Genomic DNA, 24,223 nt, shown 5'->3' with positions numbered 1-24,223 from the left:
GGGGGGGGGGGGGGGGGGCGGGTTTTTTAATCGGCGGGGGCGGCGGGGCGGGGGGGGGGGGGGGCCGCGGGGGGGGCGGGGGGGGCGCCGCCCGCCCCCCCCCCTGCCGCTCAGACATGCAGCAACAAATGCTCCCGCTCCCACGGGCTGATCACCTGCATGAACTCGCGGTGCTCGAGCTCCTTCACCGCCGTGTAGACGTCGATGAAGCGCTCTCCCAGCACGTCGCGCAGCCGGTCTTCGCGCCGCAGCAGGGTGATCGCTTCGGACAGGCCCTGCGGCAGCTCCACCGGCATATCGTAGGCATTGCCTTCGACCATCGGTGACGGTTCGATCGCTTCCGTCATGCCCAGGTAGCCGCAGGCCAGGGTGATCGCCAGCGCCAGGTAGGGATTGGCGTCGGCGCCGATCACGCGGTTCTCGACCCGGCGATCCTGCGAGCCCGACACCGGCACCCGGAAGCCCACCGTGCGGTTGTCGATACCCCACTGCAGGTTGATCGGCGCCGCCGTTTCGCGCACGATGCGGCGGTAGGAATTCACATAAGGCGCGACGATCGCCATCGCCGACGGCATATAGCGCTGCAGGCCACCGATGTACTGCTGGAACAGCGTCGAGGGCGAGCCGTCGTCGTTGCTGAAAATGTTCTTGCCGCTCTCGGCATCGACCACGCTCTGGTGCACGTGCATCGCCGATCCTGGTTCGCCCGCCATCGGCTTGGCCATAAAGGTGGCGTACATATCGTGCTTGAGCGCGGCCTCGCGCAGGGTACGCTTGAAATAGAAGACCTTGTCGGCCAGGCCCAGCGGCTCGCCGTGCTGGAAGTTGATTTCCATCTGGCCGGCGCCGATCTCGTGGATCAGGGTGTCGACGTCGAGGTTCATCATCTCGCAGTAATCGTAGATGTCCTCGAACAGCGGATCGAATTCGTTGACGGCGTCGATGCTGTACACCTGGCGGCTGGTCTCGGCGCGGCCGCTGCGGCCGATCGGGGCCGCCAGCGGCAGGTCGGGATCGATGTTCTTGGCGGTGAGATAAAACTCCAGCTCGGGCGCCACCACCGGCTTCCAGCCGCGCTGCTCATAGAGCTTGAGCACGCGCCGCAGCACGCTGCGCGGGGCGAAATCGACCAGCCGGCCGTCGGCGTAATAGCAGTCGTGGATCACTTGCGCGGTGGGATCGGCCGCCCACGGCACCATGGTGATGGTGGTCGGGTCGGCGCGCAGGATCATGTCGCGGTCGATGCTGGAAATGGCGCGCTCATAGGCGTCGTCGCGCTCGGGCGTGTTGCCGGTGACGGTCATGCCCAGCACCACCTCGGGCAGGCGCATGCCACGGTCGTCGGCGAATTTTACGCGCGGCAGGATCTTGCCGCGCGCCACCCCAGTCAGGTCGGGGACCAGGCATTCGATCTCGGTGACCCGCTTTGCATCGAGCCACTCTTCCATATCGGTATAGCTGAACTTTTCGCGAATTGCCATGTAGTTGCCTCACTGTCGTTGAAGGGTGCAGCAGGCAGGAGAGTCGGGGGGCCGCGATCCCGGCCCCTTGGTAGAGGCGCTCATGCGGCGCTCCGGCGCCGGTCATGATTTTCGCAGCGCCGCTCATGGTACTCACGGCACGCCTGGCCGAAGGCCCCGAACATCTTCATCGAGTACGGATTGTGCTGGATACGCCACTCGGGGTGCCACTGCACGGCCAGCGTGAAGCCGGGCGCGTTCGACACCGTGAATGCCTCCACCAGACCGTCCTCTGCCAAGGCTTCGACCGTCAGGCCGGGCGCCAGTTCGTTCACGCCCTGCCCGTGCAGCGAATTGACGGGAATCTCGGGCACGCCCAGGATGCGTTCCAGCAGGCCGCCGGGGCACAGGCTGACGTTGTGCGCGTCGCCATACTGCTCGTCCATGCCCAGCTCGGGATTCTCGCGGTGGTCGAACTTGCCGGCCACGCTTTGCACCGCCTGGTGCAGGCTGCCGCCCAGCGCCACGTTCATCTCCTGGAAGCCGCGGCAGATCGCAATGATCGGCACGCCGCGCCGCACCGCCTCGCGGATCAGCGGCAAGGTGGTCTGGTCGCGCGCCGGGTCTTGCGGCAGCGAGGGATCGAGCACTTCTTCAGAGTAATAACTGGGATGCACATTCGATGCCGAACCGGTCAGCATGATGCCGTCGATAGTGGCGAACAGGGTGTCCAGGTCCAGCGACGCGCCAAGCGACGGCAGGATCAGGGACGCGCAATCGGCGCCGAGGGTGACGGCGTCGACGTATTTGTGCTGGGCCGCGTGGTACGGGTGTTCGCCGAAATCACGCGTGCATGCGGGAACGATGACGATGGGGCGCATGGTTTCTACCTTGTGTTCGAGCGCGCGAGACCATGGTACGGGCAATCCGGTCCTGCGCGAGGGCCTTTAATCCAGATCAAGCGCCATGGGATCCACGGCGGCGGCTCTCCTGCCGATCTGCTCAAAAACTGCTATTCCAATGTCAAAAGTTTAATGTCATTCGACAAAGAAGGCCCACACGTTTCTGGCTGTCACGAAATCTTTATGAAGCAATTGTGGGGTTCAAGGACAGGGGCCAGCGCCAGGGATGGCGATCGCGGTACTGCTGGAGGGGTGGGCGTCGGCGGGATGCCGACGCCCGGTGGATACGTGAAGGCGAAGCCTTTCTACTTCTCGTACTCGTCGTACTTGCGCATATCGCCACGGACGAGCTCGGCCGGATACTTGGCGCGATTGAGCACCATCTTTTCTTCGACCGCCTGGAACAGATCGACGTCCAGCTTGTCGGCCAGCCGCACCAGGTAGACCAGCACGTCGGCCATCTCGTGGCGCACTTCCTTGAGCTTGGCAGCGCCGAGCTCCTCGGCGCGGCCCGTCTGCAGCCACTGGAAATGCTCCAGCAGCTCGGCCGCCTCGACGCTCAGGGCCGAGGCGAGGTTCTTGGGCGTGTGGAACTGGTCCCAGTCGCGCTCGTCCACGAATACGCGAACGAGGTCGCGCAGGCGCGCGAGATCACTGTCCGCGGCGTTCGTCACGCACCTCTCCGCCGTCCACGTAGCCGTTCAGCACACGCTCGAGCTTCGGCGTGATTTCCTCGAAGCTGCTGATGGTGATGCCCAGGTCGCGCAACAGGCCGTCGTGCACGCCGTACACCCAGCTGTGGATGGTCAGCGGCTGGCCGCGTTCCCAGGCGTCGCGCACGATGGTGGTGTGGGCCGTGTTCATGACCTGCTCGGCCACGTTCAGTTCGACCAGGCGGTTGGTGGCGGCGCGGCCGACCACGTTGCCCAGGTATTTGCCATGCTTGTCGCGCACGTCGCGCACGTGGCCGAGCCAGTTGTCGGCCAGGCCGACGCGGCCGTCGGTCAGCGCCGCATGCACGCCCGAGCAGCCGTAGTGGCCGCAGATGATGATGTGCTTGACCTTGAGCACGTCGATCGCGAACTGCAGCACCGAGAGGCAGTTCAGGTCGGAGTGCACGACCACGTTGGCGATGTTGCGGTGGACGAACAGTTCGCCCGGCGCCATGCCCAGCAGTTCGTTGGCGGGCACGCGGCTGTCCGAGCAGCCGATCCACAGGTATTCGGGCGCCTGCTGGTCTTGCAGCGCCTTGAAGAAGTTCGGGTCTTCGGCCACCATCGAGGCGGCCCAGGTACGGTTCCGTTCGAACAGCTCCGCCGCGGTCAGTCCCTTGGTCTTGTACTTGTCCATTGTGATTCCTTATGCTGTGTGTTGCCGTCCCGCGCGGGACGTTGCCAGGCCCGTTCTGCGCAGGCGCTTGGCGAGGCACTCCTCAAAATACACGAAGTGTAACAGTGTTGATGGGCGCGGTCCCGGCACGTGCTGCGCGGCCCCGGCGCGACCGGTTGGCATATTGCCAAGCCGGCAGGCAAAAAAAACCGCCGATGCTCGCGCTGTCGGCGGTAAGGGATGCTTATTCGAAGAAGTCCTTGACCTTGTCCATCCAGCCCTTGCTTTGCGGGCTGTGCTTGGAACCGCCTTCGCTGGTGAGGCGGTCGAACTCGCGCAGCAGTTCCTTCTGCTTGTCGGTCAGCTTGACCGGGGTCTCTACCGCCACGTGGCAGAACAGGTCGCCGGTGTAACCCGAGCGCACGTTCTTGATGCCCTTGCCCTTCAGGCGGAAGGTCTTGCCGGTCTGGGTGCCTTCGGGCACCGTGAACGACACCTTGCCGGTGAGCGTCGGCACCTCGATCTCGCCGCCCAGGGCCGCCTTGGAAAACGAGATCGGCATTTCGCAATGCAGGTCGTCGCCTTCGCGCTGGAACACCGCGTGCTGCTTGATGTGGATCTCCACATACAGGTCGCCCGGCGGCCCGCCGTTGGTGCCCGGCTCGCCATTGCCCGACGAGCGGATGCGCATGCCGTTGTCGATACCGGCCGGGATCTTCACTTCCAGCGTCTTGTTGCGCTTGATGCGTCCGGCGCCGCCGCAGGCCGCGCACGGCTCGGGGATGATCTTGCCGCTGCCATGGCATTTCGGGCAGGTCTGCTGGATGCTGAAGAAGCCCTGCTGCATGCGCACCTGGCCGTGGCCGGCGCAGGTGGTGCAGGTCACGGGCTGGGTGCCCGGCTTGGCGCCGCTGCCGTGGCAGGTGTCGCACTTGTCCCAGCTCGGCACGCGGATGGTGGTGTCGAAGCCGTGGGCCGCCTGTTCCAGCGTGATCTCGAGGTTGTAGCGCAGGTCGGCGCCGCGGTACACCTGCGGACCGCCGCCGCGGCCGCCACGGCCGCCGCCGAAGATGTCGCCGAAGATGTCGCCGAAGGCATCGCCGAAACCGCCGGCGCCGCCGCCGAAGCCGCCGCCCATGCCGCTGTTCGGGTCGACGCCGGCGTGACCGTAGCGGTCATACGCTTCGCGCTTCTCCGGATTGGTCAGCATCTCGTAGGCCTCTTTGACCTCCTTGAACTTCTCTTCCGCTTCCTTGTTGTCCGGGTTGCGGTCAGGGTGGTACTTCATCGCAAGCTTGCGATACGACTTCTTGATCTCGTCTTCCGACGCACCCTTTGCGACCCCGAGGATCTCGTAAAAATCACGCTTCGCCATGGTCGGCACCTAAAGTTATCTGCTGTATCTCTGACAAAAAAACCGAGCCGATGACCAGTGAAGGTGTCGGCTCGGCCTGTGCGCGGGAAGCTGTTCGTTCCCGCGCCAAAGACGCTTACTTGGCGTCCTTCACTTCCTTGAAGTCGGCGTCGACCACGTCGTCGTCCTGCTTGGCCGACTGTTCGCCACCGGCCGCGCCGGCGCCCGCGCCCGCGGCGCCCGCGCCGCCAGCTTGCTGCGCCTGCATGTCGGCGTACATCTTCTCGCCCAGCGATTGCGCTGCGCTCGACAGGGCCGCGGTCTTGGCGTCGATGTCGGCCTTGTCGCCGCTCTTGATCGCGCCTTCCAGGTCGGTGATCGCCGCTTCGATCTTCTCTTTCTCGGCCGCGTCCAGCTTGTCGCCGTATTCGGTCAGCGACTTGCGGGTCGAGTGGACCAGCGCGTCGCCCTGGTTACGGGCTTCGGCCAGTTCCTTGACCTTCTTGTCTTCTTCGGCGTTCAGCTCGGCGTCCTTCACCATCTTCTGGATTTCTTCTTCCGACAGGCCCGAGTTGGCCTTGATGGTGATCTTGTTTTCCTTGCCGGTGGCCTTGTCTTTCGCGCCGACGTGCAGGATGCCGTTGGCGTCGATGTCGAAGGTCACTTCGATCTGCGGGGTGCCGCGTGCTGCCGGCGGGATGCCTTCCAGGTTGAACTCGCCCAGGCTCTTGTTGCCCTGCGCGATTTCACGCTCGCCCTGGTAGACCTTGATGGTCACGGCCGGCTGGTTGTCGTCGGCGGTCGAGAACACCTGCGAGAACTTGGTCGGGATCGTGGTGTTCTTGTGGATCATCTTGGTCATCACGCCGCCCAGGGTCTCGATGCCCAGCGACAGCGGGGTCACGTCCAGCAGCAGCAGGTCCTTGCGCTCGCCCGACAGGACCGAGCCCTGGATGGCGGCGCCGACGGCGACGGCTTCGTCCGGGTTCACGTCCTTGCGCGCATCCTTGCCGAAGAACTCTTTAACTTTCTCTTGCACCTTCGGCATGCGGGTCATGCCGCCGACCAGGATGATGTCGTCGATGTCCGAGACCTTGACGCCGGCATCCTTGATCGCGATGCGGCATGGCTCGATGGTCTTGGCGATCAGTTCCTCGACCAGCGATTCGAGCTTGGCGCGGGTAATCTTGAGGTTCAGGTGGACCGGCGCGCCGTTCGCCATGGCGATGTACGGCTCGTTGATTTCGGTCTGCTGCGACGACGACAGTTCGATCTTGGCGCGCTCGGCCGACGCCTTGATGCGCTGCAGGGCGATCGGGTCTTTCGACAGGTCGAGGCCGTTGATCTTCTTGAATTCGTCGATGATGTAGTCGATCACGCGCTGGTCGAAGTCTTCGCCGCCCAGGAAGGTGTCGCCGTTGGTCGACAGCACTTCGAACTGCTTCTCGCCGTCCACGTCCGCGATCTCGATGATCGAGACGTCGAAGGTGCCGCCGCCCAGGTCATACACGGCGATCTTGCGGTCGCCCTTGTCGGTCTTGTCCAGGCCGAATGCCAGCGCGGCCGCGGTCGGCTCGTTGATGATGCGCTTGACGTCCAGGCCGGCGATGCGGCCGGCGTCCTTGGTCGCCTGGCGCTGCGAGTCGTTGAAGTAGGCCGGCACGGTGATGACGGCTTCGGTGACTTCTTCGCCCAGGTAGTCCTCGGCGGTCTTCTTCATCTTGCGCAGGACTTCAGCCGAGATCTGCTGGGCTGCCAGTTTCTTGTCGCGCACGCCGACCCAGGCGTCGCCGTTGTCGGCCTTGACGATCTGGTATGGCATCAGCGAGATGTCTTTCTGCACTTCCTTCTCGTCGAACTTGCGGCCGATGAGGCGCTTGACGGCGAACAGGGTGTTCTTCGGGTTGGTGACGGCCTGGCGCTTGGCCGGCGCGCCGACGAGGATCTCGCCGTCTTCCTGGTAGGCGATGATCGACGGCGTGGTACGCGCGCCTTCGGCGTTCTCGATCACCTTCGGGGTACCGTTTTCCATGATGGCGACGCAGGAGTTGGTGGTGCCCAGGTCGATACCGATGATTTTGCCCATGATGTGTTCCTTTAGTATTTGTGAATTTCTGATGGATTCAATATTGGGAAGGGGCAGCGTGCTTTCAAGTGGCTCAGTTGACAGCGTCAGTTAGAACACACACAGATGCCGCTGCGGCTCCTTATTTCGGCGCTGCGGCGGTCACGATGGCCGGACGCAGCAGGCGGTCGGCGATCATATAGCCCTTCTGCAGCACGGTGACCACGGTATTGGCTTCCTGTTCCGACGGCACGACGGCCACGGCCTGGTGCTTGTTCGGGTCCAGCTTGTCGCCCGCCTGCGGCATCACTTCGACCAGGCGGTTCTTCTCGAACGCGGCGGTGAGCTGCTTGAGGGTCATTTCGACGCCTTCCTTGATCGACTCGACCGTCGGGGCTTCGACCTTGACGGCCATTTCCAGGCTGTCGCGCACCGGCACCATGGCCTCGGCGAAGCTTTCGATAGCGAATTTGTGGGCCTTGCTCACGTCTTCCTGGGCGCGGCGGCGGATATTGTCCGCTTCGGCCTTGGCGCGCATGAAGGCGTCATGCATCTCGGCCAGCTTGGCTTCGGTCGCGCTCAGTTGTTCTTCGAGGCCCGGTTCGGCCGATGGCGCGGCCGGAGCGGCGGTTTGTGCGGTCGCACCCTCAGTGGCGTCAGCGGCAGGCGCTTCGCCAGCTTGCTGGTCGAGCACCTCTTTGTTTTCTTGGTCTTGCATCGGAAAAACTCCTAGAATCAAGGACTTGGCTGAGTTAGAAACGTATCCGGATCGATACACAGCGCCCCAGATGGGGCGATCTCCTACAATTTCAAGGGGAATTGCAGAGATGGCATCTGAAAAACAGATAAACACGGCACCCAGCACCAACAACCTGGCATTTTAGCAGGTTGTCAATAAGCAAGCGCTTGCGGACGTCCGTAAAAACATGCCGGCGTAGCGCCGGCATGTGGAGGGTCAGGCGCCCAGGCGAGCCGCGTTTTGCGCGCCACGCTCGGCGTCGAGGCGGCGGGCCTCGCGCTGGGCCGGGGTCTGGATCGTGGACCAGCCGATCAGGTGCTGCTCGGCGATCTCGGCCATGCCGTGGATCCAGGACGGCGAGGCGTTCAGGCAGGGGATGTAGTGGAATTGCTTGCCGCCATTGGCTTCGAAATCGTGCCGCACTTCCATCGAGATCTCTTCCAGCGTCTCGAGGCAGTCGCTGGTGAAGCCCGGGCACAGCACGTCGATGCGCTCGACGCCGTCACGCGCCAGCTGCTGCACGGTCGGCGCGGTGTACGGCTGCAGCCATTCGGCCTTGCCGAAGCGCGACTGGAAGGTGACCAGGTAGTCGTCCGGCCCGAGCCCGAGCGCGTCGGCCAGCAGGCGCCCGGTCTTCTGGCATTCGCAGAAGTACGGGTCGCCCAGCTCCAGGGTGCGCTTGGGCGTGCCGTGGAAGCTCATCACCAGCTTCTGGCCGCGGCCGTGGGCGTCCCAGTGGGCCTGCACGCTGTCGCGCAGCGCGTTGATATAGCCTTCATGGTCGTGGTAGTGCTTCACCAGGCGCAGCTCGGGCACGTTGCGCACCTGGCCATAATGCTTGAACACCGCGTCCCAGATCGAGGCGGTGGTGGTGCCGGAATATTGCGGGTAGGCGGGCAGCACGACGATGCGGTCGCACCCATCGGCCTTCAGTTGATCGAGCACGTCGGGCAGGGACGGCGTGCCGTAGCGCATGGCCATCGCCACCTTGACGTCTTCGTGGCCGCGTTCGGCCAGCAACGCCTGCAGTTTTGCGGCCTGCTGGGCGGTGTGGATGCGCAGGGGCGAGCCTTCGCGGGTCCAGATGGTGCGGTATTTGGCGGCCGACTGGCCGGAACGGAACGGCAGGATGAACAGGTTCAGGATGACCCACCAGATGCGGCTGGGGATCTCGACCACGCGCGGATCGGACAGGAACTGCTTCAGGTAGCGGCGCACGCTGGAACGGGTGGGCTCGTCCGGCGTGCCGAGGTTGACCAGGACGATCGCGCTGCGCGACACGCTGCCGTGGATGTGAGGCGGTTCTTTACGGAATGGCATACATGAGGGATGTTGACAGGACCTGCCTATTATAAGTGCAGCCTGCCGACCCGGCAGGCGGCGCCCTCTTTTTGCGAGGGCGCCGCCACCGCCTTGCGTGGCGCTTGCGCCACGGACACGTCTTATGCCGCCAGAATCAAGTGTTCACGTGCAGGCGCACGTCGATATTGCCACGGGTGGCGTTCGAGTACGGGCACACGATATGGGCCTTGTCGACCAGCTCTTGCAGCTGGGCCTGGTCCATGCCCGGGGCCTTGATGGTGAGGTCGACTTCGATGCCGAAGCCGGTCGGGATCTGGCCGATGCCGACGTCGCCGGTGATGGTCAGGTCTTGCGGCAGCGCGACCTTGGCCTGGCCGGCCACGAATTTGAGGGCGCCAAGGAAGCAGGCCGAATAGCCGGCCGCGAACAGCTGCTCCGGATTCGTGCCCGGGCCGCCGCCACCGCCGAGTTCCTTCGGCGTGCTCAGTTTCAGGTCAAGAACGCCATCGGAACTTTTCGAGGTGCCTTCACGGCCGCCTTGCGAGGTGGCTTGGGCGCGGTACAGGACTTTTTCGATGCTCATGCGAATTCCTTCCATGGTTGGGGGTGGCGAACGATGCTGCGGCGTGAAGGCCGCAGGTCGAACGTCACTCTGCCACAGAATGAAGAAAGCGGCATGACAACTAATTGGATAGGTGCAAACCGGACGCTATGCTGCTGCCCACGCCTTGAATACGTCGTTCCCGCGGAGAAGGGAACCCAAGTCCTCCGCACCGCCAATACCTTCAAGCGGAGCGTCAACGCGGGCCACTTTGGTTCCCGCCTCCGCGGGAACGACGTGCTGGGGCTGCTGGCCGATGTCAGGAAGCGAGCAACTCCCGCGCATGCTTGCGCGTGGTTTCGGTGATCTCGATCCCACCCAGCATGCGCGCCACCTCTTCCACCCGCGCGCGGCTGTCGAGCACGTCGATGCGCGACACGGTGCGGCCCTCGCCCGTCGTGCCCTTGGCCACCTGGAAATGCTGGTTGGCCTGGCTCGCCACCTGCGGCAAGTGGGTCACGCACAGCACTTGCCGCTGCTGGCCCAGGCGCTTCAACAGGCGCCCCACCACTTCGGCCACGCCGCCGCCGATGCCGGTGTCGACCTCGTCGAAGATCAGGGTCGGCACCGTGGTCGCGTTCGAGGTGATCACCGAGATCGCCAGCGAGATGCGCGCCAGTTCGCCGCCCGAGGCCACCTTGGCCAGCGGACGCGGCGCCACGCCGGCGTGGCCGGCGACCAGGAATTCCACCTGTTCGAGGCCATGCGCGCCCGGCTCGCCGCTGTTCAGGCCGATGGCGAAGCTGCCGCCGCTCATGCTGAGCTCCTGCATCGCGGCCGTCACTTGCGCGCCCAGTTCGGCGGCGGCCTTGACGCGGCGCGCCGACAGGCGCCCGGCCACGTCCATGTAGACGGCCCTGGCCTTGTCTTCCTGCTTGCGCAAGCCCTCGATATCGGTGGCGTCGGCCAGCTGGCGCAGCTTGGCGCCGAGCGCCGCGTGTTCCTCGGGCAGTTCTTCGGGCGTCACGCGGTACTTGCGCGCGGCGCTGTGCAGGGCGTCCATGCGGGCATCGACGTCGCGCAGGCGCTCAGGGTCGAGCTCGACCTTGTCGATATAGTTGTTCAGCTCCGATACGGCCTCTTGCAGCTGGATGCGGGCCGGCTCCATGCAGTCGAGCACCGCCTGCAGCTGGGCGTCGACGTCGACCAGCTTGCCGAGCTTGGCATTGAGCGAGGACAGCTGCGACAGGATCGGATGCTCCGATTCCGAGATCGCGGCCAAGGCTTCCTGGGCGCCTTCGAGCAGGCTGGCGGCGTGCGACAGGCGGCTGTGCTCATTGCTGATCTCGACCCATTCGCCGGCCTTCGGCGCCAGCTTGTCGAGCTCGCTGACCTGCCACTCGAGGCGCTCGCGCTCGATCAGCACGTTCTTGGCATTGGCCTCGTATTCTTCGCGCTGGCGCACCAGCGCGCGCCAGGCGCGCCAGGCTTGCGACACCTCTTGCGCCTCGATGCGCGCCTGCGGATCGCGCACCGCGATCTGGTTGTCGAGCAGCGCGCGCTGGGCGTCCGGCTTGAGCAGCGATTGGTGGGCATGCTGGCCGTGGATGTCGACCAGCAGCTCGCCCAGGTCGCGCAGCTGGGCCGCGGTTGCCGCCACGCCATTGATATAGGCCTTGGAGCGGCCGGCGTTGTCGATCACGCGGCGCAGCAGCGCCCCGCCCTCCTCGACGCTGAATTCATGCTGCTCGAGCCAGCGCGACGCCGCCGCGGTCGGCGAAAAATCGGCCGTGATGTCGGCCTTGGCGGCGCCTTCGCGCACCATGCTGGCGTCGCCGCGTCCGCCCAGCGCCAGCTGCAGCGCATCGATCAGGATCGACTTGCCGGCGCCGGTCTCGCCGGTGAACACCGAAAAGCCGTTCGAGAACTCCAGTTCGATCGCGTCGACGATGACGAAGTCGCGGATGGTCAGTGTGCGCAGCATGAAAAATCGGGTCTCCGGTGATTGGCGATTCTGTGGCGAACAAGTCGGGCGGACAATTCCGGCGTCTTACTTGAGCCTGCCGTCGTTGGTGGGGTATTCGTTCCAGTGCAGCTTCTGGCGCAGCGTGTGGTAATAGCTCCAGTCGAGCGGATGCAGGAAGGTGATCGTGTGCGGTGAGCGCGAAATGACGATGCAGTCACCCAGTTGCAGGCTGGTGAAGGTCTGCATGTCGAAGTTCACGCTGATGTCGCGTCCGCTGACCAGTTCGACCACGATCTCGCTGGTATCCGGCACCACGATCGGCCGGTTCGACAGCGCATGCGGCGCGATCGGCACCAGCACCGTGCCGCCAAGGCTCGGATGCAGCAGCGGCCCGCCCGCCGACAGCGCGTAGGCCGTGGAGCCGGTGGGCGTGGACACGATCAGGCCATCCGAACGCTGGTTGTACATGAATTGACCGTCGACGGTCAGCTTGAGTTCGACCATGCCGGCGCCGGTGCCGCGCGCCACGACCACGTCGTTGACGGCCACGCTGCAGAAGATCTGCTCGCCGCCGCGCATGACGCGCGCCTCGAGCAGGGTGCGTTTCTCGGCGCGCGAGCGGCCTTGCAGGATCGCGCCGAGCGCCGGCAGCATGTCGTCGAGCGGAATGTCGGTGATGAAGCCGAGCCGGCCCAGGTTGATGCCGACCAGGGGAATGTCGTACTCGGCCAGCTGGCGCGCGATGCCGAGCATGGTGCCGTCGCCGCCGACCACGATCCCGATCTTCGCCTGCGCGCCGATCTCGGCCACGGTCATCGAATCGATGTTATCCAGTTGCAGGTGCGCCGCGGTATCGGCCTCGAACACCACGCGGTAGCCCGCCTCTTGCAGGAAATCGCGGATGCGGCCGACCGGCTCTTCGACGCCCGCCGTATTGTGCCGCACCACGAGCGCGATGATCTGTTGCGGTTGGGGCGAAGCGGGCATGACGGTCTCTGTGGTTAAGGTACGCTGGAGATTAACCGATAATCCCTGCGGCTGCCATACGGCGCTCGGCAATGACTGTATAGATGAACAGTATAGCTGGCGCCGCCCCTGCCCGGCAAGAGCATCCGGATTCAGCCCATCATTGCCATGACCATGACGGTCAATACGGCCGAGACCAGGGTCACGATGTGGGCGAAGATCAGTACGATCCAGCGCAGTATGGTGCCCACCCAGCCGCTCTCGTAGACGCGACGCATCGCCGCCGGAAGGTAGAACACCAGCCACAGTAGCAGCGCGAAGGTAATGAATTTCCAGGTTTCCGGCACCAGGATCATGACCGACAGCATCAGGAAGGCAAAAGCATTCACGTGGAGGGCGAACAGGAAATGCTCGCCGTAGCGGCGCCCGCTGCCAAGGTACAGGATCTTCAGATAGAGCGCGAACAGCGGCATCATGGCGAAGATCGCATAAGGCGTGTAGCTGAAAAACGCCTGTTTGATCACCGTCTTCTGCCCGGCCGGCGTCATCGCCAGAAAGCGCGCGATGCGATCGCGCAGCACGGGATGCAGGCCGCTGGCCCGCTTATTGAGCTGGCCCAGGACTCTTTCATATTCGGCGGCGTCTATCCCCACGACCGGGCCCAGCACAGTCTCCTTGGCACGTCCCTCCGCCACTGCGGCGGACAGGGCCGGCGGGGGTTCGTCGATGTTCGCCACCTCGACGCCACTGAACTTGAACACCGTAAAGAAAATGATGCTGAAGGTGAGGTAGAGGCGCAGCGGCTCCAGGTAGCGCACGCGGCGGCCCTCGATGTATTCGCAGGTCAGCAAACCCGGCTTGGCGATCAGCAGGGCCAGCGACTTCCACAGCTTGCCCTCCAGCGCCAGGTAGTGGGCGATGAACTCGTGCAGGAATTCGCGCGCGCTCGGCACGTGCAGGTGGGTGGCTTGCCCGCACTGCTGGCAGTAATTGCCTTGCGTAGTCGTACCGCAGTTCTTGCAGGCGATGCCGGCGTCGTGGATCAGGGTGTCGGTGCTCAAGGCGCGCCTTCCGTCAGTACGTTCACCTTCCCATCTTAGCCGTGTAATTGCAAAAAAGCATCATCAAATTACGAGGTTCAATTGCGCGACTCATTCACCGACAGGCAGTTACGATGATGATGACGAAAATGCAAAGGAGAGCACCATGGTGACCGAAACCAAGGACCGGTTCGTCAATACCAAGGAACCGATGAGCAACGATGGCGTCAAACGCCAGCCGCATGAACGCGACGAGACGCCGGACGGGCAAGACCAGGAACCGCGCGGCGTCATGAAGCAGGCGGCCAAGGACCTCGAGCAGGGCCTGGTCGATACCGATTCGCGCAACACGCCCGGCATTTCGGAGGCGGTCGATCCGGCCCCCGGCGCGACCGGCCAGGCCGCGCCGCAGCCCGACCGCCACCGCGACATGCGCGACCATGACGCCGAACCGGCGCCCGAAGACAACGACACGGAAAGGAAATAACAGATGACGATCAAACGCGATGGCAGCGCCGTCTGGAGCGGCGGCCTCAAGGACGGCAAGGGCCAGGTCTCGACCGGCAGCGGCGCGCTCAAGGACCAGCCCTACGGCTTCAATACCCGCTTCGAAGACGCGCCGGGCACCAATCCCGAAGAGCTGATCGGCGCGGCGCACGCGGGCTGCTTCACGATGGCGCTGTCGGGCCAGCTGGGCCAGGCCGGCTTGACCGCCGACGAGCTGCGCACCAAGGCGACGGTGTCGATGGAAAAGGTCGAGGGCGGCTTCTCGATCACGGCCGTGCACCTCGACCTGGTGGCCAAGATCCCGGGAGCCAGCCAGGAAGCCTTCGACAAGGCGGCCACCACGGCCAAGGAAAACTGCCCGGTGTCGAAGCTGCTGAATGCCAAGATCACGCTCGACGCCAGGCTCGAGAACTGATCCGGCGCGCCGCGGGCCGTCCTGCCTGCGGCGCCTCCGGCAAGGATGCCGTCGAACGCATAGAATGGCGGTTCTTCGAAACACATAGGGCAAGCCAAAATGCGCATCCTGCATACCATGTTGAGGGTCGGCGACCTGCAACGCTCCATCGACTTCTACACCAAGGTGCTGGGCATGAAACTGCTGCGCACCAGCGACAATCCTGAATACAAGTACAGCCTGGCCTTCCTCGGCTACGGCAGCAACCCGGACCACGCCGAGCTCGAACTGACCTATAACTGGGGCACCGACAGCTACGACATGGGCACGGCCTACGGCCACATCGCGATCTCGGCCGAAGACATCTACGCCACCTGCGACCAGGTGCGCGCAGCCGGCGGCAACATCACCCGCGAACCGGGCCCGGTCAAGGGCGGCACCACCGTGATCGCCTTCATCACCGATCCGGACGGCTACAAGGTCGAGCTGATCGAGCGCGCCGACAATGCCGGCGGTGGTGGGCTGAGCAACTAAGCGCTGACTGGATTTTCAGCAAGGATGGCGCGGCGCTTCCAGGCACCGCGCCATTTTTTTATCCCGATCTACCCGCTGCGCATATCCCACTTGCGGCTTGACGACCGTCATGCCTGCAGGCATCACCTGAAAGACCCGCTCTCTTAAGATCGACATTGCCGCCAATATGACGGAGTGCACAATGTCCATCCAGGCCTGCCCGCGCCAATGAGAGCCTTTCCTCCCCCCGCTTCGCTCGGCCTGTACGGCACGGGCCTGAGCCAGCACGCGCGGCTCCTCACCCTGGCCAGCAGCCAGCAAAGCGGCTTGCCGCAATCGCTGGTAGCGGAGCGCTTCGCGGGACGCGAGGCCACCAACGAACTGTTCCGCTTCGAAGTCGATGCGCTCAGCACCTCGACCGACCTCGACCTGTCTTCCTTCATCGGCGAAGAACTGAGCGTCGGCCTGCTGCAGCCGGACGGCGGCCGGCGCGCCTGGCATGGCCTGTGCACGCAAGCGTCCTGGCTGGGCGCCGATGGCGGCGTCGCCCGCTACCGCCTGGTGCTCGAACCGGCGCTGGCGCTGCTGACGCTGCGGCGCGATTGCTACCTGTTCCAGAACAAGACGGTGCGCGACATCGTCTGTGAATTACTGGCCGATTATCCACAGGTGGACGTCGCATTCGACGTGACGCAGGAACTGGCGCCACGGCCCGTTTGCACCCAGTACCGCGAAAGCGATTACGCATTCTTCGCGCGGCTGCTCGCATCCGAAGGTTTGAGCTGGCGCTTCGATCATTCCCCATTCGAGACAGTGGCCGGCGCCGACCACGGCCAGGCGCGGCACCGGCTGGTGATCTTCGACCGGCGGGCGCGGATTCCCCCAACGCCCGGCGGCGCGACGTTGCGCTTTCATGGCGTGCGTGCGACCGAGCGCGACGACGCGATCGACACCTTCCACGCGCGGCGCCGGGTAGCAGCCAACGGCGTCAGCATCAGCAGTTGGAACCCGGCCATCTTGCTGGCGCCGGCGGCAGAACTGAATTCGCACCTCGATGCCGGCGCCCTGCCCGCGCTCTCCATCCATGACGGCAGCGGCGAACGCATCGGCGGCGACACCGGCGCCGCGATGCGTGGCCACAGCGAGTTGATGCTGCTGGCGCTCGAGCTGGACAACAAGGTCTTCGAAGGCGCGGGCGCCGTGCGCCGGCTGGCGGCCGGACATGGCTTTAGCTTGACCCAGCACGACCGCTATCCGGCCGGCGCCAACGCCTTCACCGTGCTGTGGGTGCAACACGAGGCGCGCAACAACTTCGACACCGGCATCGCGGGCGCGGCGAAGCAGGTCGAGAGCGGCACCTACCGCAATACCTTCGCCTGCGTGCGCGACGTAGTGGCGCTGGTGCCGGCCGCGATCGCCGCGCCGCATCCCTGCACGAGCCTGGGTCCGCAGACCGCGCTGGTGGTCGGCTTGCCGAATGCGGTCGCCACCAGCACGCGCGACCATCAGGTAAAAGTCCAGTTCGCGTGGCAGCGTGGCGTCAACCCGAATCCCGGCGGCGTGGCGCACAACCTGGATGAACGGGGCAGCGCGCCGGGCAACGATGCTTCCGGCAGCTGGATACGGGTGGCCGAGGCGCTGGCCGGGCCGAACTGGGGCACTGTGTTCACGCCGCGCATCGGCACCGAGGTGCTGGTGGATTTTATTGAAGGAGACATCGACCGGCCGGTCATCGTGGCGCAGTTGCATAACGGGGTCGACCTGCCGCCCTTTCCGGCTGGCGTGGATTCGGGCGCAGATCACGCCGGCGTGCTGTCCGGGATTCATAGCCGGAACTTCGATGGCGGTGGGTTCAATCAGTGGCAGGTGGACGATACGCCCGGCCAGCTGCGCACGCGGCTGGCAAGCAGCAGCGCCGGCAGCGAACTCAATCTCGGCTATCTGATCGAGCAGCCACCCGGCACGTCACAACGTGGCCGTTATCGCGGCAGCGGCTTCGAGCTGCGCACCGATGCCTGGGCGGTCGTGCGCGGCGGTGAAGGCGTGCTGCTGTCGACCAGTGCGCGGCCGCAGCTCGGCAGCGGGATCACGTCGACGCAGATGGATGTGGCCGAGGCGGTGGCGCAGTTCAAGGCGGCGCAGTCGCTGGGCGACGCGCTGCAGGATGCGGCGGGCCAGTCGCAGGCGCTGTTTAGTAGCGAGGTGGCCAAGGCGCAGGAGGAATTCATCGCGCTGATCGATCCTCAGGCCAGGGGCAAGTACGACGGTGCGGTTGGGGGACAGACGGCGCTCAAGGCCAAGGCGGGGTCGCGCGAGCTCGATGGCGGGCAGCCAGTTGAAAAATTCGGGGCGGCGGTCGTGCTGATGGACTCGGCGGCCAGCATCAATTGGGCGACGCCGGCATCGACCGTGATCTATGCCGGCGGGCAGATGCAGTGGACGACGCAGTCGGATTTCCATATCGCTGCGGCGCATACGGTGTCGACCGTGGCCGGTGGCGCGGCCAGCCTGTTTTCGCATGCGGGTGGCATTCAGGCCATTGCGGCGAATGGACCGGTGTCGTTGCAGGCGCATACGGATCAGCTGGAGATTTTGGCGGACAAGGAAGTCACTGTGATGTCGGTGAATGACCGGATCGAGATCAAGGCGAAGGAAAAGATCGTGCTGCAGGCCGGGGAATCGGCGATCACGCTGGAAGGTGGGGATATTACCTTTGCCTGCCCTGGGAAGTTTTCGGTCAAGGGTGGCAAGCACCTCTTCGACAAGGGCGGTCGCAACACCGCCAATCTGCGCAATCTACCGGGGGAACTCAGCCCCGAGATGCAGCATTGGATTGCCTTGCACTACCTCGATCCCGAGATCGCCGAGGGCATTCCCGACGTCGACTACGAAATCCATTTTCAGGATGGACCAGTCGTCACAGGAACGCTCGACAAGGATGGCAAAGCCTTGCACGAAAACGTTGAGAACAAGGCGGTCAAGAAGGTCATTTACAAGCCGCGGAAACCTGACGATGAGGATCCTCACGATCCGTTGGAAGCATTGACTCGCTGAATTCTGCCCCATAACGCAGTGCCTGCCGGAGCGTAGCAATGGCCGAGATAAATCCTACCCAGTTGCGTAGTGCAGTTGCATGGAGTACCGGCACACCACAAGCAGAAGCGGAGGGTGACAAAAGTGCCTGGGAGTGGTTTTGGGAGGCGATTCAGGGAGACTTCAACGAGAACCGGTCCACCGGACAGATCGTGGCCGACGCCGCGATCTCGATGATTCCCCTGGTCGATCAGGTCTGCGATGTGCGGGACTTGGTCGCGAACTGCAAGAAGCTGCGCCAGGAGCCGGACGATACGTGGGCATGGGTTGCGCTGGCGCTGACGCTCATTGGGCTGTTTCCAGTTCTTGGGTCCCTGGTCAAGGGCGTGTTGAAGGTGTTCTTCTCGTATATACGACGGGGAGCAAGCAAGGGATTCTCGCTTGCCGTAGATGCCTCGATGACGTGCGTGGTGGCGCTGCTACGCCGCGAAACATGCCAGCACTATCTCCGTCGCCTCAAGGTCGACGACGTTTTCACGTGGCTCGCGAAGGAGATCAAGCAGGTCAAGGCCAAAACAAATCCGGACGCGCTATTGCGCGCGTTCGACAAAGGAGTGAACACGACACAAGCCCTTGTCGCCAAGGTCGAGCATATTCCTCGCGTGGGCGCGAAGGCAAAAGTGGCGCTCGATACGATCGTTTGGGTTCGTGCAAAAGCTGACGAAGGGTTGAGAAAAGCATGTGGACCAATTCAGGAGATACTCGATGCGATCATCATGCGACTGGGAAGAGAATCGCTAAGACGTCTTCATGGGATTGTGGATGTCAAGAATGTCCACTATCGAGGAGCAATTCCCGAAGCAGCAGCGGTGACCATGATGCGAACATCAAACCCAAAGCCGTCATGGTTGAGCGCAGGTCAGACTCTAAAGTTCCCTTCGCAACAAGCCGACTTAGAACGTTACCGCGTCGATAAAAAGGCAAAAGATGGTTGGCCTCCACTGACAGATGACAACATAGAATCCTTTCACAAGATGGCCAGCGTGTCCATTAAAGGGCCAGCACGGCTATTTCGGATTATATCTCCTAATAGTCGGGCAATGAGCGACTGTTGGATAAGCGAAAAAACCTTTAACGAGATTCAGAACTCGCCAGATCCAAAAGCTGCCTGGAGAAAGTTTCTGGCTGTATGGCCAGATTGGAACGGAAATGGTCAATTCGTAATCTACGACATCAAACCTGGCGAAACATTAAAAGCATGGCAAGGCCCAGCGGCTGGTCAGAAAAAGAAATCGCTACCAGACCAACATCTTGAGGGCGGAGGAGAGCAGATAGTCTTCAAAATCGACAGGACTGACCCAAGAAACGATACGACGAAATTCTACAAGAGAACAGGTAAAAATGGAGACGCTTTGAGCGAACCAATTGACCGATCAGCATTCGAAAAGATAGAAAAATCAGAAAAGGATAAATACGTGGAAATAAGGGAAGCCATCAATCACCCCAACATAAGCGGCCCATTTGATACAGGGTGGGATTATACTGATTTTGGAGGGAACGGCTTCGATCAAAGGATAGGCCTCCCCTCCTTACCTGGGCAAGTTACCAGAATCCAGCACTAAATCATCTTGATTAAGGACTGTTATGAGCCACGACCTTCCACTCACTGCATGGCAGAAAAAGCAAGCTGCGCTCCTATATTACTTCTCGTCGTTGAAATACTTGGAGGGACTTCGTGATCGCGTGAACCAGATAAAATCATTCGCCGAAGGAAAAATTAATCAAAGTCGTCTAGAAGGACGCGATCGTTTCTTACACAGCAAACAATGGGGTGACCGAGACACGACTGAGAATTGGTCAAATAATGCCTGGCAGTTTTTAGCTGATTTTCAACAGTCTATTGCTGAGGACATATCGGATCATTCATCAAACTCTTTCCATGTTACAGGCACTCATCAGTGCGCTCGAGGATTAAGTGAATATTCTATGCAATGGGCCACTATTGAAGAAGAAAAGCAATTTGACGCTATGTTTGCAGAGCTTTCAAATTATGCGCGCAACATAGATACGACAATGCAAAAAAGCTATCAGGTAAGTTGGTGGAGTGACTTCGGCCTTACAATGGCATGGGCGGAACATGCTTCGGAACTACAGATGATTCCAAAGTTCCAGGCGAGGCCAGAAATTATTTCAGACACGGACCAAATTCCACCACGAACTGGTGTATATATCGCTATCGATGATCCGAATGCATCGCTGCAATTTGCCTGGAATGGATCACGAGGTGGCAAAATTATTCCTAGCTCAACATTTAACGATTTAGGACTCGCAGCTTTGGCGGCTGTAGGGCGATCCAAGCTATGGGTCGATCAGGCAGCGATGCGTGATTTTGTTTGGGCAAATTTATCAAACCCAGACCTGGCGAGCGACGAATTCGCGAACAGTACATTGGATCTCGCATTAGCGCCGAGCGTGGTTGCACGGTATGCATTCATGGCGCGTCCAACCCGCTGGTGCTTTGTAGAAATTGTAGAGGGAGAATTTGAACGCGTAGAAGAAATCGAATCGTCCACACTCAATTCTAAAATGACGACCCAACGATTCTTCGCAGGTGAGAAGTGCCAGAACGCGGGTTACTACTTTACGCCAGCATACCTGGACTCGCGCCGTTGGTTCGCACATGGAGAGACATTTCCCGATACTCAGTCCTCTTACGGCAAATCAATCTGGCAATGGGATACGCGGCAAGATTGACAGACGGAGCAGCAGCCAGGATTCGACCGCCTCCAGCAAATTCCGCACACCGCTGCTACAATCCTTCCGCCTGCTGTTGAGCAGTGCATCACAATGTAATAGCGATCCAAGTAACAAGGCCAATTTTCCAAGATAGAACCATGACGAACTGCAGATCCTTACATTTTAGAGTTGGACGTTGCATTGCAGTTATTATGATGTTTCTTACTCATACTTCATCGATAGCATTGTCACGAGTAGGAACTGTTGGAATTACGGACCTGAACGGAATCCCCTGCTTTTCGATTCCAAATAATTCTGAAACCAGAAATGGCCTTCCACTTTATGGACTATTCATCAATGAACTACCAAGTGGCGAAGATCATGATAGTTTGCCGCACTCCATTTGGAGTTTTAGAGCAACTGACTACAATGCACTTCCAAAAATATTTCCTAAACATTGCATTCCTTTTGGGGAAAGTCCAAATGGGACAACGCAACGCACACTCGAATCGCTTCAGTTATTAAAGGTTTACTCTGTCTATTTACAAGCAAAACGTGAAGGATCAAGCAGGGATGGATACTCAGGAGAATTCTGTATAAAACCTGCTGGCTCGGGAAAGACTTTCGTGCAAGTGATCGATGTAGAATATAGCTTGGGAGATGCCCGGTTTGGAGATTGCAAAAAATAAACGTAACTCAAATTTATTCGACCCCATAGCGCTCTTCACTGACAACATAACTCTTACAATTCGAATCCAAGAGCGATTGCTCTGACTCTCACTTACGGCAACGAACAATGCGTTTTGTCCTGATTCTCCGCAGCTTACGATCAGATATTCGACGGTTCCCAACGCTAGAAATCGCGGAAGTTAGATCACGCATGCAGAACACGACCGCACTTTCTCTCGCATTCTTAATTTTGAGCGCTCTTCAGCAGAGTTAGTTCTTCACTGCTACAATCACCTCCGCCTGCCACTGAGCAGTGCACCACAATGTAATTACGTCTTCGGGGCGGGGTGCGATTCCCCACCGGCGGTATGACCTTCACGGGTCGAGCCCGCGAGCGCCTGCTCAACTCCCATTGAGCAGGGTCAGCAGACCTGGTGAGAAGCCAGGGCCGACGGTATAGTCCGGATGAAAGAAGATGTGCGCTGTCATGCGCCTGGTCACCCGTGCCTTCGCGGCTGAACAGGTGCGCGGTTTCGCTTTGCCCTGATGCGTTTTTCGCCAACCACTGCGAGGAGCGTTTCACATGTTAGTCCCTACCTACACCCTTCAAAGCAATGACCTCGAAGGTCGTATCGCCGCCGCCCTGGCCGCCATGCGCGCCGGTATTCCCGTCATCCTGCTCGACGACTTCGATCGCGAGAACGAGGCCGACCTGATCGTCGCCGCCGAAAAACTGAGCGTAGAAACCATGGCGCTGATGATCCGCGAATGCAGCGGCATCGTCTGCCTGTGCCTGTCCGACGAGAAGGTGCGCGCGCTCGAACTGCCGCCGATGGCGCCGGAGAACGGCAGTCGCTACGGCACCCCGTTCACGGTCTCGATCGAAGCCCGCCATGGCGTGACCACCGGCGTCTCGGCCGCGGACCGCGTCTCCACCATCCAGGCCGCGATCGCGCGTAATGCGCAGCCGGACGACTTGGTGCGTCCCGGCCACGTGTTCCCGCTGCGCGCGACGCCGGGCGGCGTCCTGGCGCGCGCCGGCCATACCGAGGGCTCGGTCGACCTGGCCAGGCTGGCCGGCCTGCAGCCGGCCGCCGTGCTGTGCGAGCTGATGAACCCGGACGGCACCATGATGCGCGGCGAGCAGATCGAGCAGTTCGCCGAAGAGCGCGCCTTCCCGATCCTCACCATCGCCGAACTGATCCAGTGGCGCCGCGCACGGGCGCTGTAATTTAAAAAATGAAAAAACCCGGGTTGCCAGCACGCTGGCCACCCGGGCTGTTCAAACCTGCGCCCCAAGGCGCAGGCTCGAAGATCACTCTCCCAGCAGGCTGTTCACCGGCACCAGGTCCGCCTCGCGCAGCGATCCGGCCGCCGCCTTCAGGCGCAGGCCGTTGATGATCACGTCATAGCGCGCGCGCGACAGGTCGGTGCGGGTCTGGTACAGCTGGCGCTGGGCGTTCAGCACGTCGATATTGATGCGCACGCCGACCTGGTAACCCAGCTTGTTCGACTCCAGCGCCGACTGGCTCGACACTTCCGCCGCTTCCAGCGCCTTGACCTGGGCCAGGCCGCTGTTCACGCCCAGGAAGGACTGGCGCGCCTGCAGCGCCGCGTTGCGGCGGGTCGCCTCGAGGTCGTTGCGGGCACGGTCTTCCAGGGCGATCGATTCGCGCACGCGGCTGGTGACGGCGAAGCCGCTGAAGATCGGCACGCTCCACTGCACGCCGATCGCATTGTTCTTGGTGTCGCCCGAGCTGCCGGTGCGGCCGTTGACGTCGCGGCGGGTCGAGCTCGCCACCAGGTCGACGGTCGGCAGGTGGCCGGCGCGGTTGCGCGAGATGTCGCGCATGGCGATCTCGACCTGCAGCTGGCCGACGGTCACGCCGTAGTTCTGGTTCTCGGCCGACGACACCCAGGGATCGACCGAGGCCGGCTGCGGCACCGCCAGCGTCACGCCCGGCTTGAGCGGGGCCAGGTTGCCCGGCGCGGTGCCGATGATCGTCTGCAGCGTGTTGCGCCTGTTGTCCAGCTCGTTGACGGCGGCGAATTCCTGCGCCAGCACCAGGTCGTACGCGGCCTGCGCTTCGTGGGTGTCGGTAATGGTCTGGGTGCCGACCTCGAAATTGCGCTTGGCCGACGCCAGCTGTTCGGTGGTCGCTTCCTTCTGGGCGCGGGTCGACTCGAGCGCATCCTGCGCCGCCAGCACGTCGAAATAGGCCGTGGCCACGCGTGTGATCAGGTCTTGCTGGGCCTGGGCGAACTGCGCCTCGGCGATCGCCTGCTGCAGCTTGCTCTGCTGGTAAGTGTGCCAGCGATCCCAACGGTACAACGGCTGCTGCAGCGACAGCGTGTATTCGTTGGTGCGCAGGTTCGAGCCGCTCGAATCGATGATGCCCGGCTGGCCGTTCGGCAAGGTGCCTACCTGGCCGATATTCCATGGATCGAACTCGTTGTCGTTCTTGCTGATTCCACCACTGAGACCCACGGTCGGCAGCAAGCCCGCACGCCCCTGGGTGATCCGCTCGCGGCCGGCGGCCAGCGAGGCGCGCGCGCTCGCATACGTCGCATCGTTGGCCAGCGCCTGCTGGTACACCTGGATCAGGTCGGCAGCATGGGCGTTAAGCGAGAAGCACGCGCTGGCAAGCAGCACGGCAAGTAGGGGTTTCTGCATTGCTATCTCCACAGGAGTCATCTAGTTGAGGAT

The 24,223-nt window shown here is 62.3% G+C and carries 21 protein-coding genes and 1 riboswitch; of the genes, 8 read left to right on the top strand and 13 right to left on the bottom strand.

Going from position 1 to position 24,223, the window contains the following annotated elements; all coding sequences use genetic code 11:
* Positions 1-110: 110 nt before the first annotated feature.
* The 12 genes from ABIB42_RS13190 to ABIB42_RS13135 all read right to left on the bottom strand — a co-directional run bounded on the left by ABIB42_RS13190 (position 111) and on the right by ABIB42_RS13135 (position 13,685).
* A complete protein-coding gene (locus ABIB42_RS13190; protein WP_071361231.1) occupies positions 111-1,481 on the bottom strand; it encodes a glutamine synthetase family protein in 1,371 nt (456 codons plus the stop codon).
* An 80-nt stretch (positions 1,482-1,561) separates the two neighbouring features.
* Positions 1,562-2,341 carry a gamma-glutamyl-gamma-aminobutyrate hydrolase family protein gene (locus ABIB42_RS13185; protein ID WP_071361230.1) on the bottom strand — a complete coding sequence of 260 codons (780 nt, stop codon included), beginning with the start codon at positions 2,339-2,341 and terminating at the stop codon, positions 1,562-1,564.
* A gap of 326 nt (positions 2,342-2,667) precedes the next feature.
* Positions 2,668-3,036, bottom strand: coding sequence for a nucleotide pyrophosphohydrolase (locus ABIB42_RS13180; RefSeq protein WP_005664923.1), 369 nt, complete (start codon positions 3,034-3,036; stop codon positions 2,668-2,670).
* A complete protein-coding gene (gene can / locus ABIB42_RS13175) occupies positions 3,014-3,712 on the bottom strand; it encodes a carbonate dehydratase (RefSeq protein ID WP_005664922.1) in 699 nt (232 codons plus the stop codon). The genes ABIB42_RS13180 and can overlap by 23 nt, the downstream gene beginning before the upstream one ends.
* Positions 3,713-3,935: 223 nt before the next feature.
* On the bottom strand, positions 3,936-5,066 hold the full coding sequence (gene dnaJ, locus ABIB42_RS13170) for a molecular chaperone DnaJ (RefSeq protein ID WP_005664920.1): 1,131 nt from the start codon (positions 5,064-5,066) through the stop codon (positions 3,936-3,938).
* A 115-nt stretch (positions 5,067-5,181) separates the two neighbouring features.
* A complete protein-coding gene (dnaK, locus tag ABIB42_RS13165) occupies positions 5,182-7,131 on the bottom strand; it encodes a molecular chaperone DnaK (RefSeq protein WP_005664918.1) in 1,950 nt (649 codons plus the stop codon).
* Between the two features lie 121 nt (positions 7,132-7,252).
* Positions 7,253-7,828 carry a nucleotide exchange factor GrpE gene (gene grpE, locus ABIB42_RS13160; protein ID WP_005664916.1) on the bottom strand — a complete coding sequence of 192 codons (576 nt, stop codon included), beginning with the start codon at positions 7,826-7,828 and terminating at the stop codon, positions 7,253-7,255.
* Positions 7,829-8,065: 237 nt separating this feature from the next.
* Positions 8,066-9,169 carry a ferrochelatase gene (gene hemH, locus ABIB42_RS13155; protein WP_005664914.1) on the bottom strand — a complete coding sequence of 368 codons (1,104 nt, stop codon included), beginning with the start codon at positions 9,167-9,169 and terminating at the stop codon, positions 8,066-8,068.
* A 136-nt stretch (positions 9,170-9,305) separates the two neighbouring features.
* On the bottom strand, positions 9,306-9,734 hold the full coding sequence (locus ABIB42_RS13150) for an organic hydroperoxide resistance protein (RefSeq protein WP_005664912.1): 429 nt from the start codon (positions 9,732-9,734) through the stop codon (positions 9,306-9,308).
* 277 nt (positions 9,735-10,011) lie between these two features.
* A complete protein-coding gene (gene recN / locus ABIB42_RS13145) occupies positions 10,012-11,676 on the bottom strand; it encodes a DNA repair protein RecN (protein ID WP_184236589.1) in 1,665 nt (554 codons plus the stop codon).
* A 66-nt stretch (positions 11,677-11,742) separates the two neighbouring features.
* Positions 11,743-12,645, bottom strand: a complete 903-nt coding sequence (locus ABIB42_RS13140; RefSeq protein WP_219861514.1) for an NAD kinase — start codon at positions 12,643-12,645, stop codon at positions 11,743-11,745.
* Between the two features lie 131 nt (positions 12,646-12,776).
* Entirely contained in the window at positions 12,777-13,685 is a 909-nt protein-coding gene (locus ABIB42_RS13135; RefSeq protein WP_219861516.1) for a DUF3667 domain-containing protein, read from the bottom strand.
* 145 nt (positions 13,686-13,830) lie between these two features.
* Here ABIB42_RS13135 and ABIB42_RS13130 point away from each other — a divergent pair, with 145 nt between their 5' ends.
* The 8 genes from ABIB42_RS13130 to ribB all read left to right on the top strand — a co-directional run bounded on the left by ABIB42_RS13130 (position 13,831) and on the right by ribB (position 22,747).
* Positions 13,831-14,151: a hypothetical protein gene (locus ABIB42_RS13130; protein WP_005664905.1), complete on the top strand. Its 321-nt coding sequence runs from the start codon at positions 13,831-13,833 to the stop codon at positions 14,149-14,151.
* 3 nt (positions 14,152-14,154) lie between these two features.
* On the top strand, positions 14,155-14,586 hold the full coding sequence (locus tag ABIB42_RS13125) for an OsmC family protein (RefSeq protein WP_005664904.1): 432 nt from the start codon (positions 14,155-14,157) through the stop codon (positions 14,584-14,586).
* Between the two features lie 99 nt (positions 14,587-14,685).
* Positions 14,686-15,099, top strand: a complete 414-nt coding sequence (gloA, locus tag ABIB42_RS13120) for a lactoylglutathione lyase (RefSeq protein WP_005664902.1) — start codon at positions 14,686-14,688, stop codon at positions 15,097-15,099.
* A gap of 207 nt (positions 15,100-15,306) precedes the next feature.
* Positions 15,307-18,132: a type VI secretion system Vgr family protein gene (locus ABIB42_RS13115; RefSeq protein ID WP_219861518.1), complete on the top strand. Its 2,826-nt coding sequence runs from the start codon at positions 15,307-15,309 to the stop codon at positions 18,130-18,132.
* A 38-nt stretch (positions 18,133-18,170) separates the two neighbouring features.
* On the top strand, positions 18,171-19,733 hold the full coding sequence (locus ABIB42_RS13110; RefSeq protein WP_219861520.1) for a hypothetical protein: 1,563 nt from the start codon (positions 18,171-18,173) through the stop codon (positions 19,731-19,733).
* A gap of 22 nt (positions 19,734-19,755) precedes the next feature.
* Complete coding sequence (locus ABIB42_RS13105) at positions 19,756-20,865, top strand: hypothetical protein (RefSeq protein ID WP_219861522.1); 1,110 nt, start codon at positions 19,756-19,758, stop codon at positions 20,863-20,865.
* 194 nt (positions 20,866-21,059) lie between these two features.
* Positions 21,060-21,536, top strand: a complete 477-nt coding sequence (locus ABIB42_RS13100) for a hypothetical protein (protein WP_219861524.1) — start codon at positions 21,060-21,062, stop codon at positions 21,534-21,536.
* A 309-nt stretch (positions 21,537-21,845) separates the two neighbouring features.
* Positions 21,846-21,997: riboswitch (FMN riboswitch) on the top strand.
* A gap of 102 nt (positions 21,998-22,099) precedes the next feature.
* Positions 22,100-22,747: a 3,4-dihydroxy-2-butanone-4-phosphate synthase gene (ribB, locus tag ABIB42_RS13095; RefSeq protein ID WP_071361223.1), complete on the top strand. Its 648-nt coding sequence runs from the start codon at positions 22,100-22,102 to the stop codon at positions 22,745-22,747.
* An 84-nt stretch (positions 22,748-22,831) separates the two neighbouring features.
* On the opposite strand, the gene ABIB42_RS13090 is transcribed toward ribB, so the two are convergent.
* On the bottom strand, positions 22,832-24,190 hold the full coding sequence (locus tag ABIB42_RS13090) for a TolC family outer membrane protein (protein WP_429248438.1): 1,359 nt from the start codon (positions 24,188-24,190) through the stop codon (positions 22,832-22,834).
* Between the last annotated feature and the right edge of the window lie 33 nt (positions 24,191-24,223).

It is taken from the genome of Massilia sp. UYP32 (assembly GCF_050434365.1).
Classification (GTDB): Bacteria; Pseudomonadota; Gammaproteobacteria; order Burkholderiales; family Burkholderiaceae_D; genus Telluria; species Telluria timonae.
Note: the sequence above shows the minus strand (reverse complement) of the source record. Positions and strands in the feature narration are given on the sequence as shown.

Excerpts from the sequence above, each read along its gene's own strand:
- ABIB42_RS13190 (WP_071361231.1), bottom strand. The coding sequence starts at position 1,481 with ATGGCAATTCGCGAAAAGTTCAGCTATACCGATATGGAAGAGTGGCTC.
- ABIB42_RS13185 (WP_071361230.1), bottom strand. The coding sequence starts at position 2,341 with ATGCGCCCCATCGTCATCGTTCCCGCATGCACGCGTGATTTCGGCGAA.
- can (WP_005664922.1), bottom strand. The coding sequence starts at position 3,712 with ATGGACAAGTACAAGACCAAGGGACTGACCGCGGCGGAGCTGTTCGAA.
- dnaJ (WP_005664920.1), bottom strand. The coding sequence starts at position 5,066 with ATGGCGAAGCGTGATTTTTACGAGATCCTCGGGGTCGCAAAGGGTGCG.
- dnaK (WP_005664918.1), bottom strand. The coding sequence starts at position 7,131 with ATGGGCAAAATCATCGGTATCGACCTGGGCACCACCAACTCCTGCGTC.
- grpE (WP_005664916.1), bottom strand. The coding sequence starts at position 7,828 with ATGCAAGACCAAGAAAACAAAGAGGTGCTCGACCAGCAAGCTGGCGAA.
- hemH (WP_005664914.1), bottom strand. The coding sequence starts at position 9,169 with ATGCCATTCCGTAAAGAACCGCCTCACATCCACGGCAGCGTGTCGCGC.
- ABIB42_RS13150 (WP_005664912.1), bottom strand. The coding sequence starts at position 9,734 with ATGAGCATCGAAAAAGTCCTGTACCGCGCCCAAGCCACCTCGCAAGGC.
- recN (WP_184236589.1), bottom strand. The coding sequence starts at position 11,676 with ATGCTGCGCACACTGACCATCCGCGACTTCGTCATCGTCGACGCGATC.
- ABIB42_RS13140 (WP_219861514.1), bottom strand. The coding sequence starts at position 12,645 with ATGCCCGCTTCGCCCCAACCGCAACAGATCATCGCGCTCGTGGTGCGG.
- ABIB42_RS13130 (WP_005664905.1), top strand. The coding sequence starts at position 13,831 with ATGGTGACCGAAACCAAGGACCGGTTCGTCAATACCAAGGAACCGATG.
- ABIB42_RS13125 (WP_005664904.1), top strand. The coding sequence starts at position 14,155 with ATGACGATCAAACGCGATGGCAGCGCCGTCTGGAGCGGCGGCCTCAAG.
- gloA (WP_005664902.1), top strand. The coding sequence starts at position 14,686 with ATGCGCATCCTGCATACCATGTTGAGGGTCGGCGACCTGCAACGCTCC.
- ABIB42_RS13115 (WP_219861518.1), top strand. The coding sequence starts at position 15,307 with ATGAGAGCCTTTCCTCCCCCCGCTTCGCTCGGCCTGTACGGCACGGGC.
- ABIB42_RS13110 (WP_219861520.1), top strand. The coding sequence starts at position 18,171 with ATGGCCGAGATAAATCCTACCCAGTTGCGTAGTGCAGTTGCATGGAGT.
- ABIB42_RS13105 (WP_219861522.1), top strand. The coding sequence starts at position 19,756 with ATGAGCCACGACCTTCCACTCACTGCATGGCAGAAAAAGCAAGCTGCG.
- ABIB42_RS13100 (WP_219861524.1), top strand. The coding sequence starts at position 21,060 with ATGATGTTTCTTACTCATACTTCATCGATAGCATTGTCACGAGTAGGA.
- ribB (WP_071361223.1), top strand. The coding sequence starts at position 22,100 with ATGTTAGTCCCTACCTACACCCTTCAAAGCAATGACCTCGAAGGTCGT.
- ABIB42_RS13090 (WP_429248438.1), bottom strand. The coding sequence starts at position 24,190 with ATGCAGAAACCCCTACTTGCCGTGCTGCTTGCCAGCGCGTGCTTCTCG.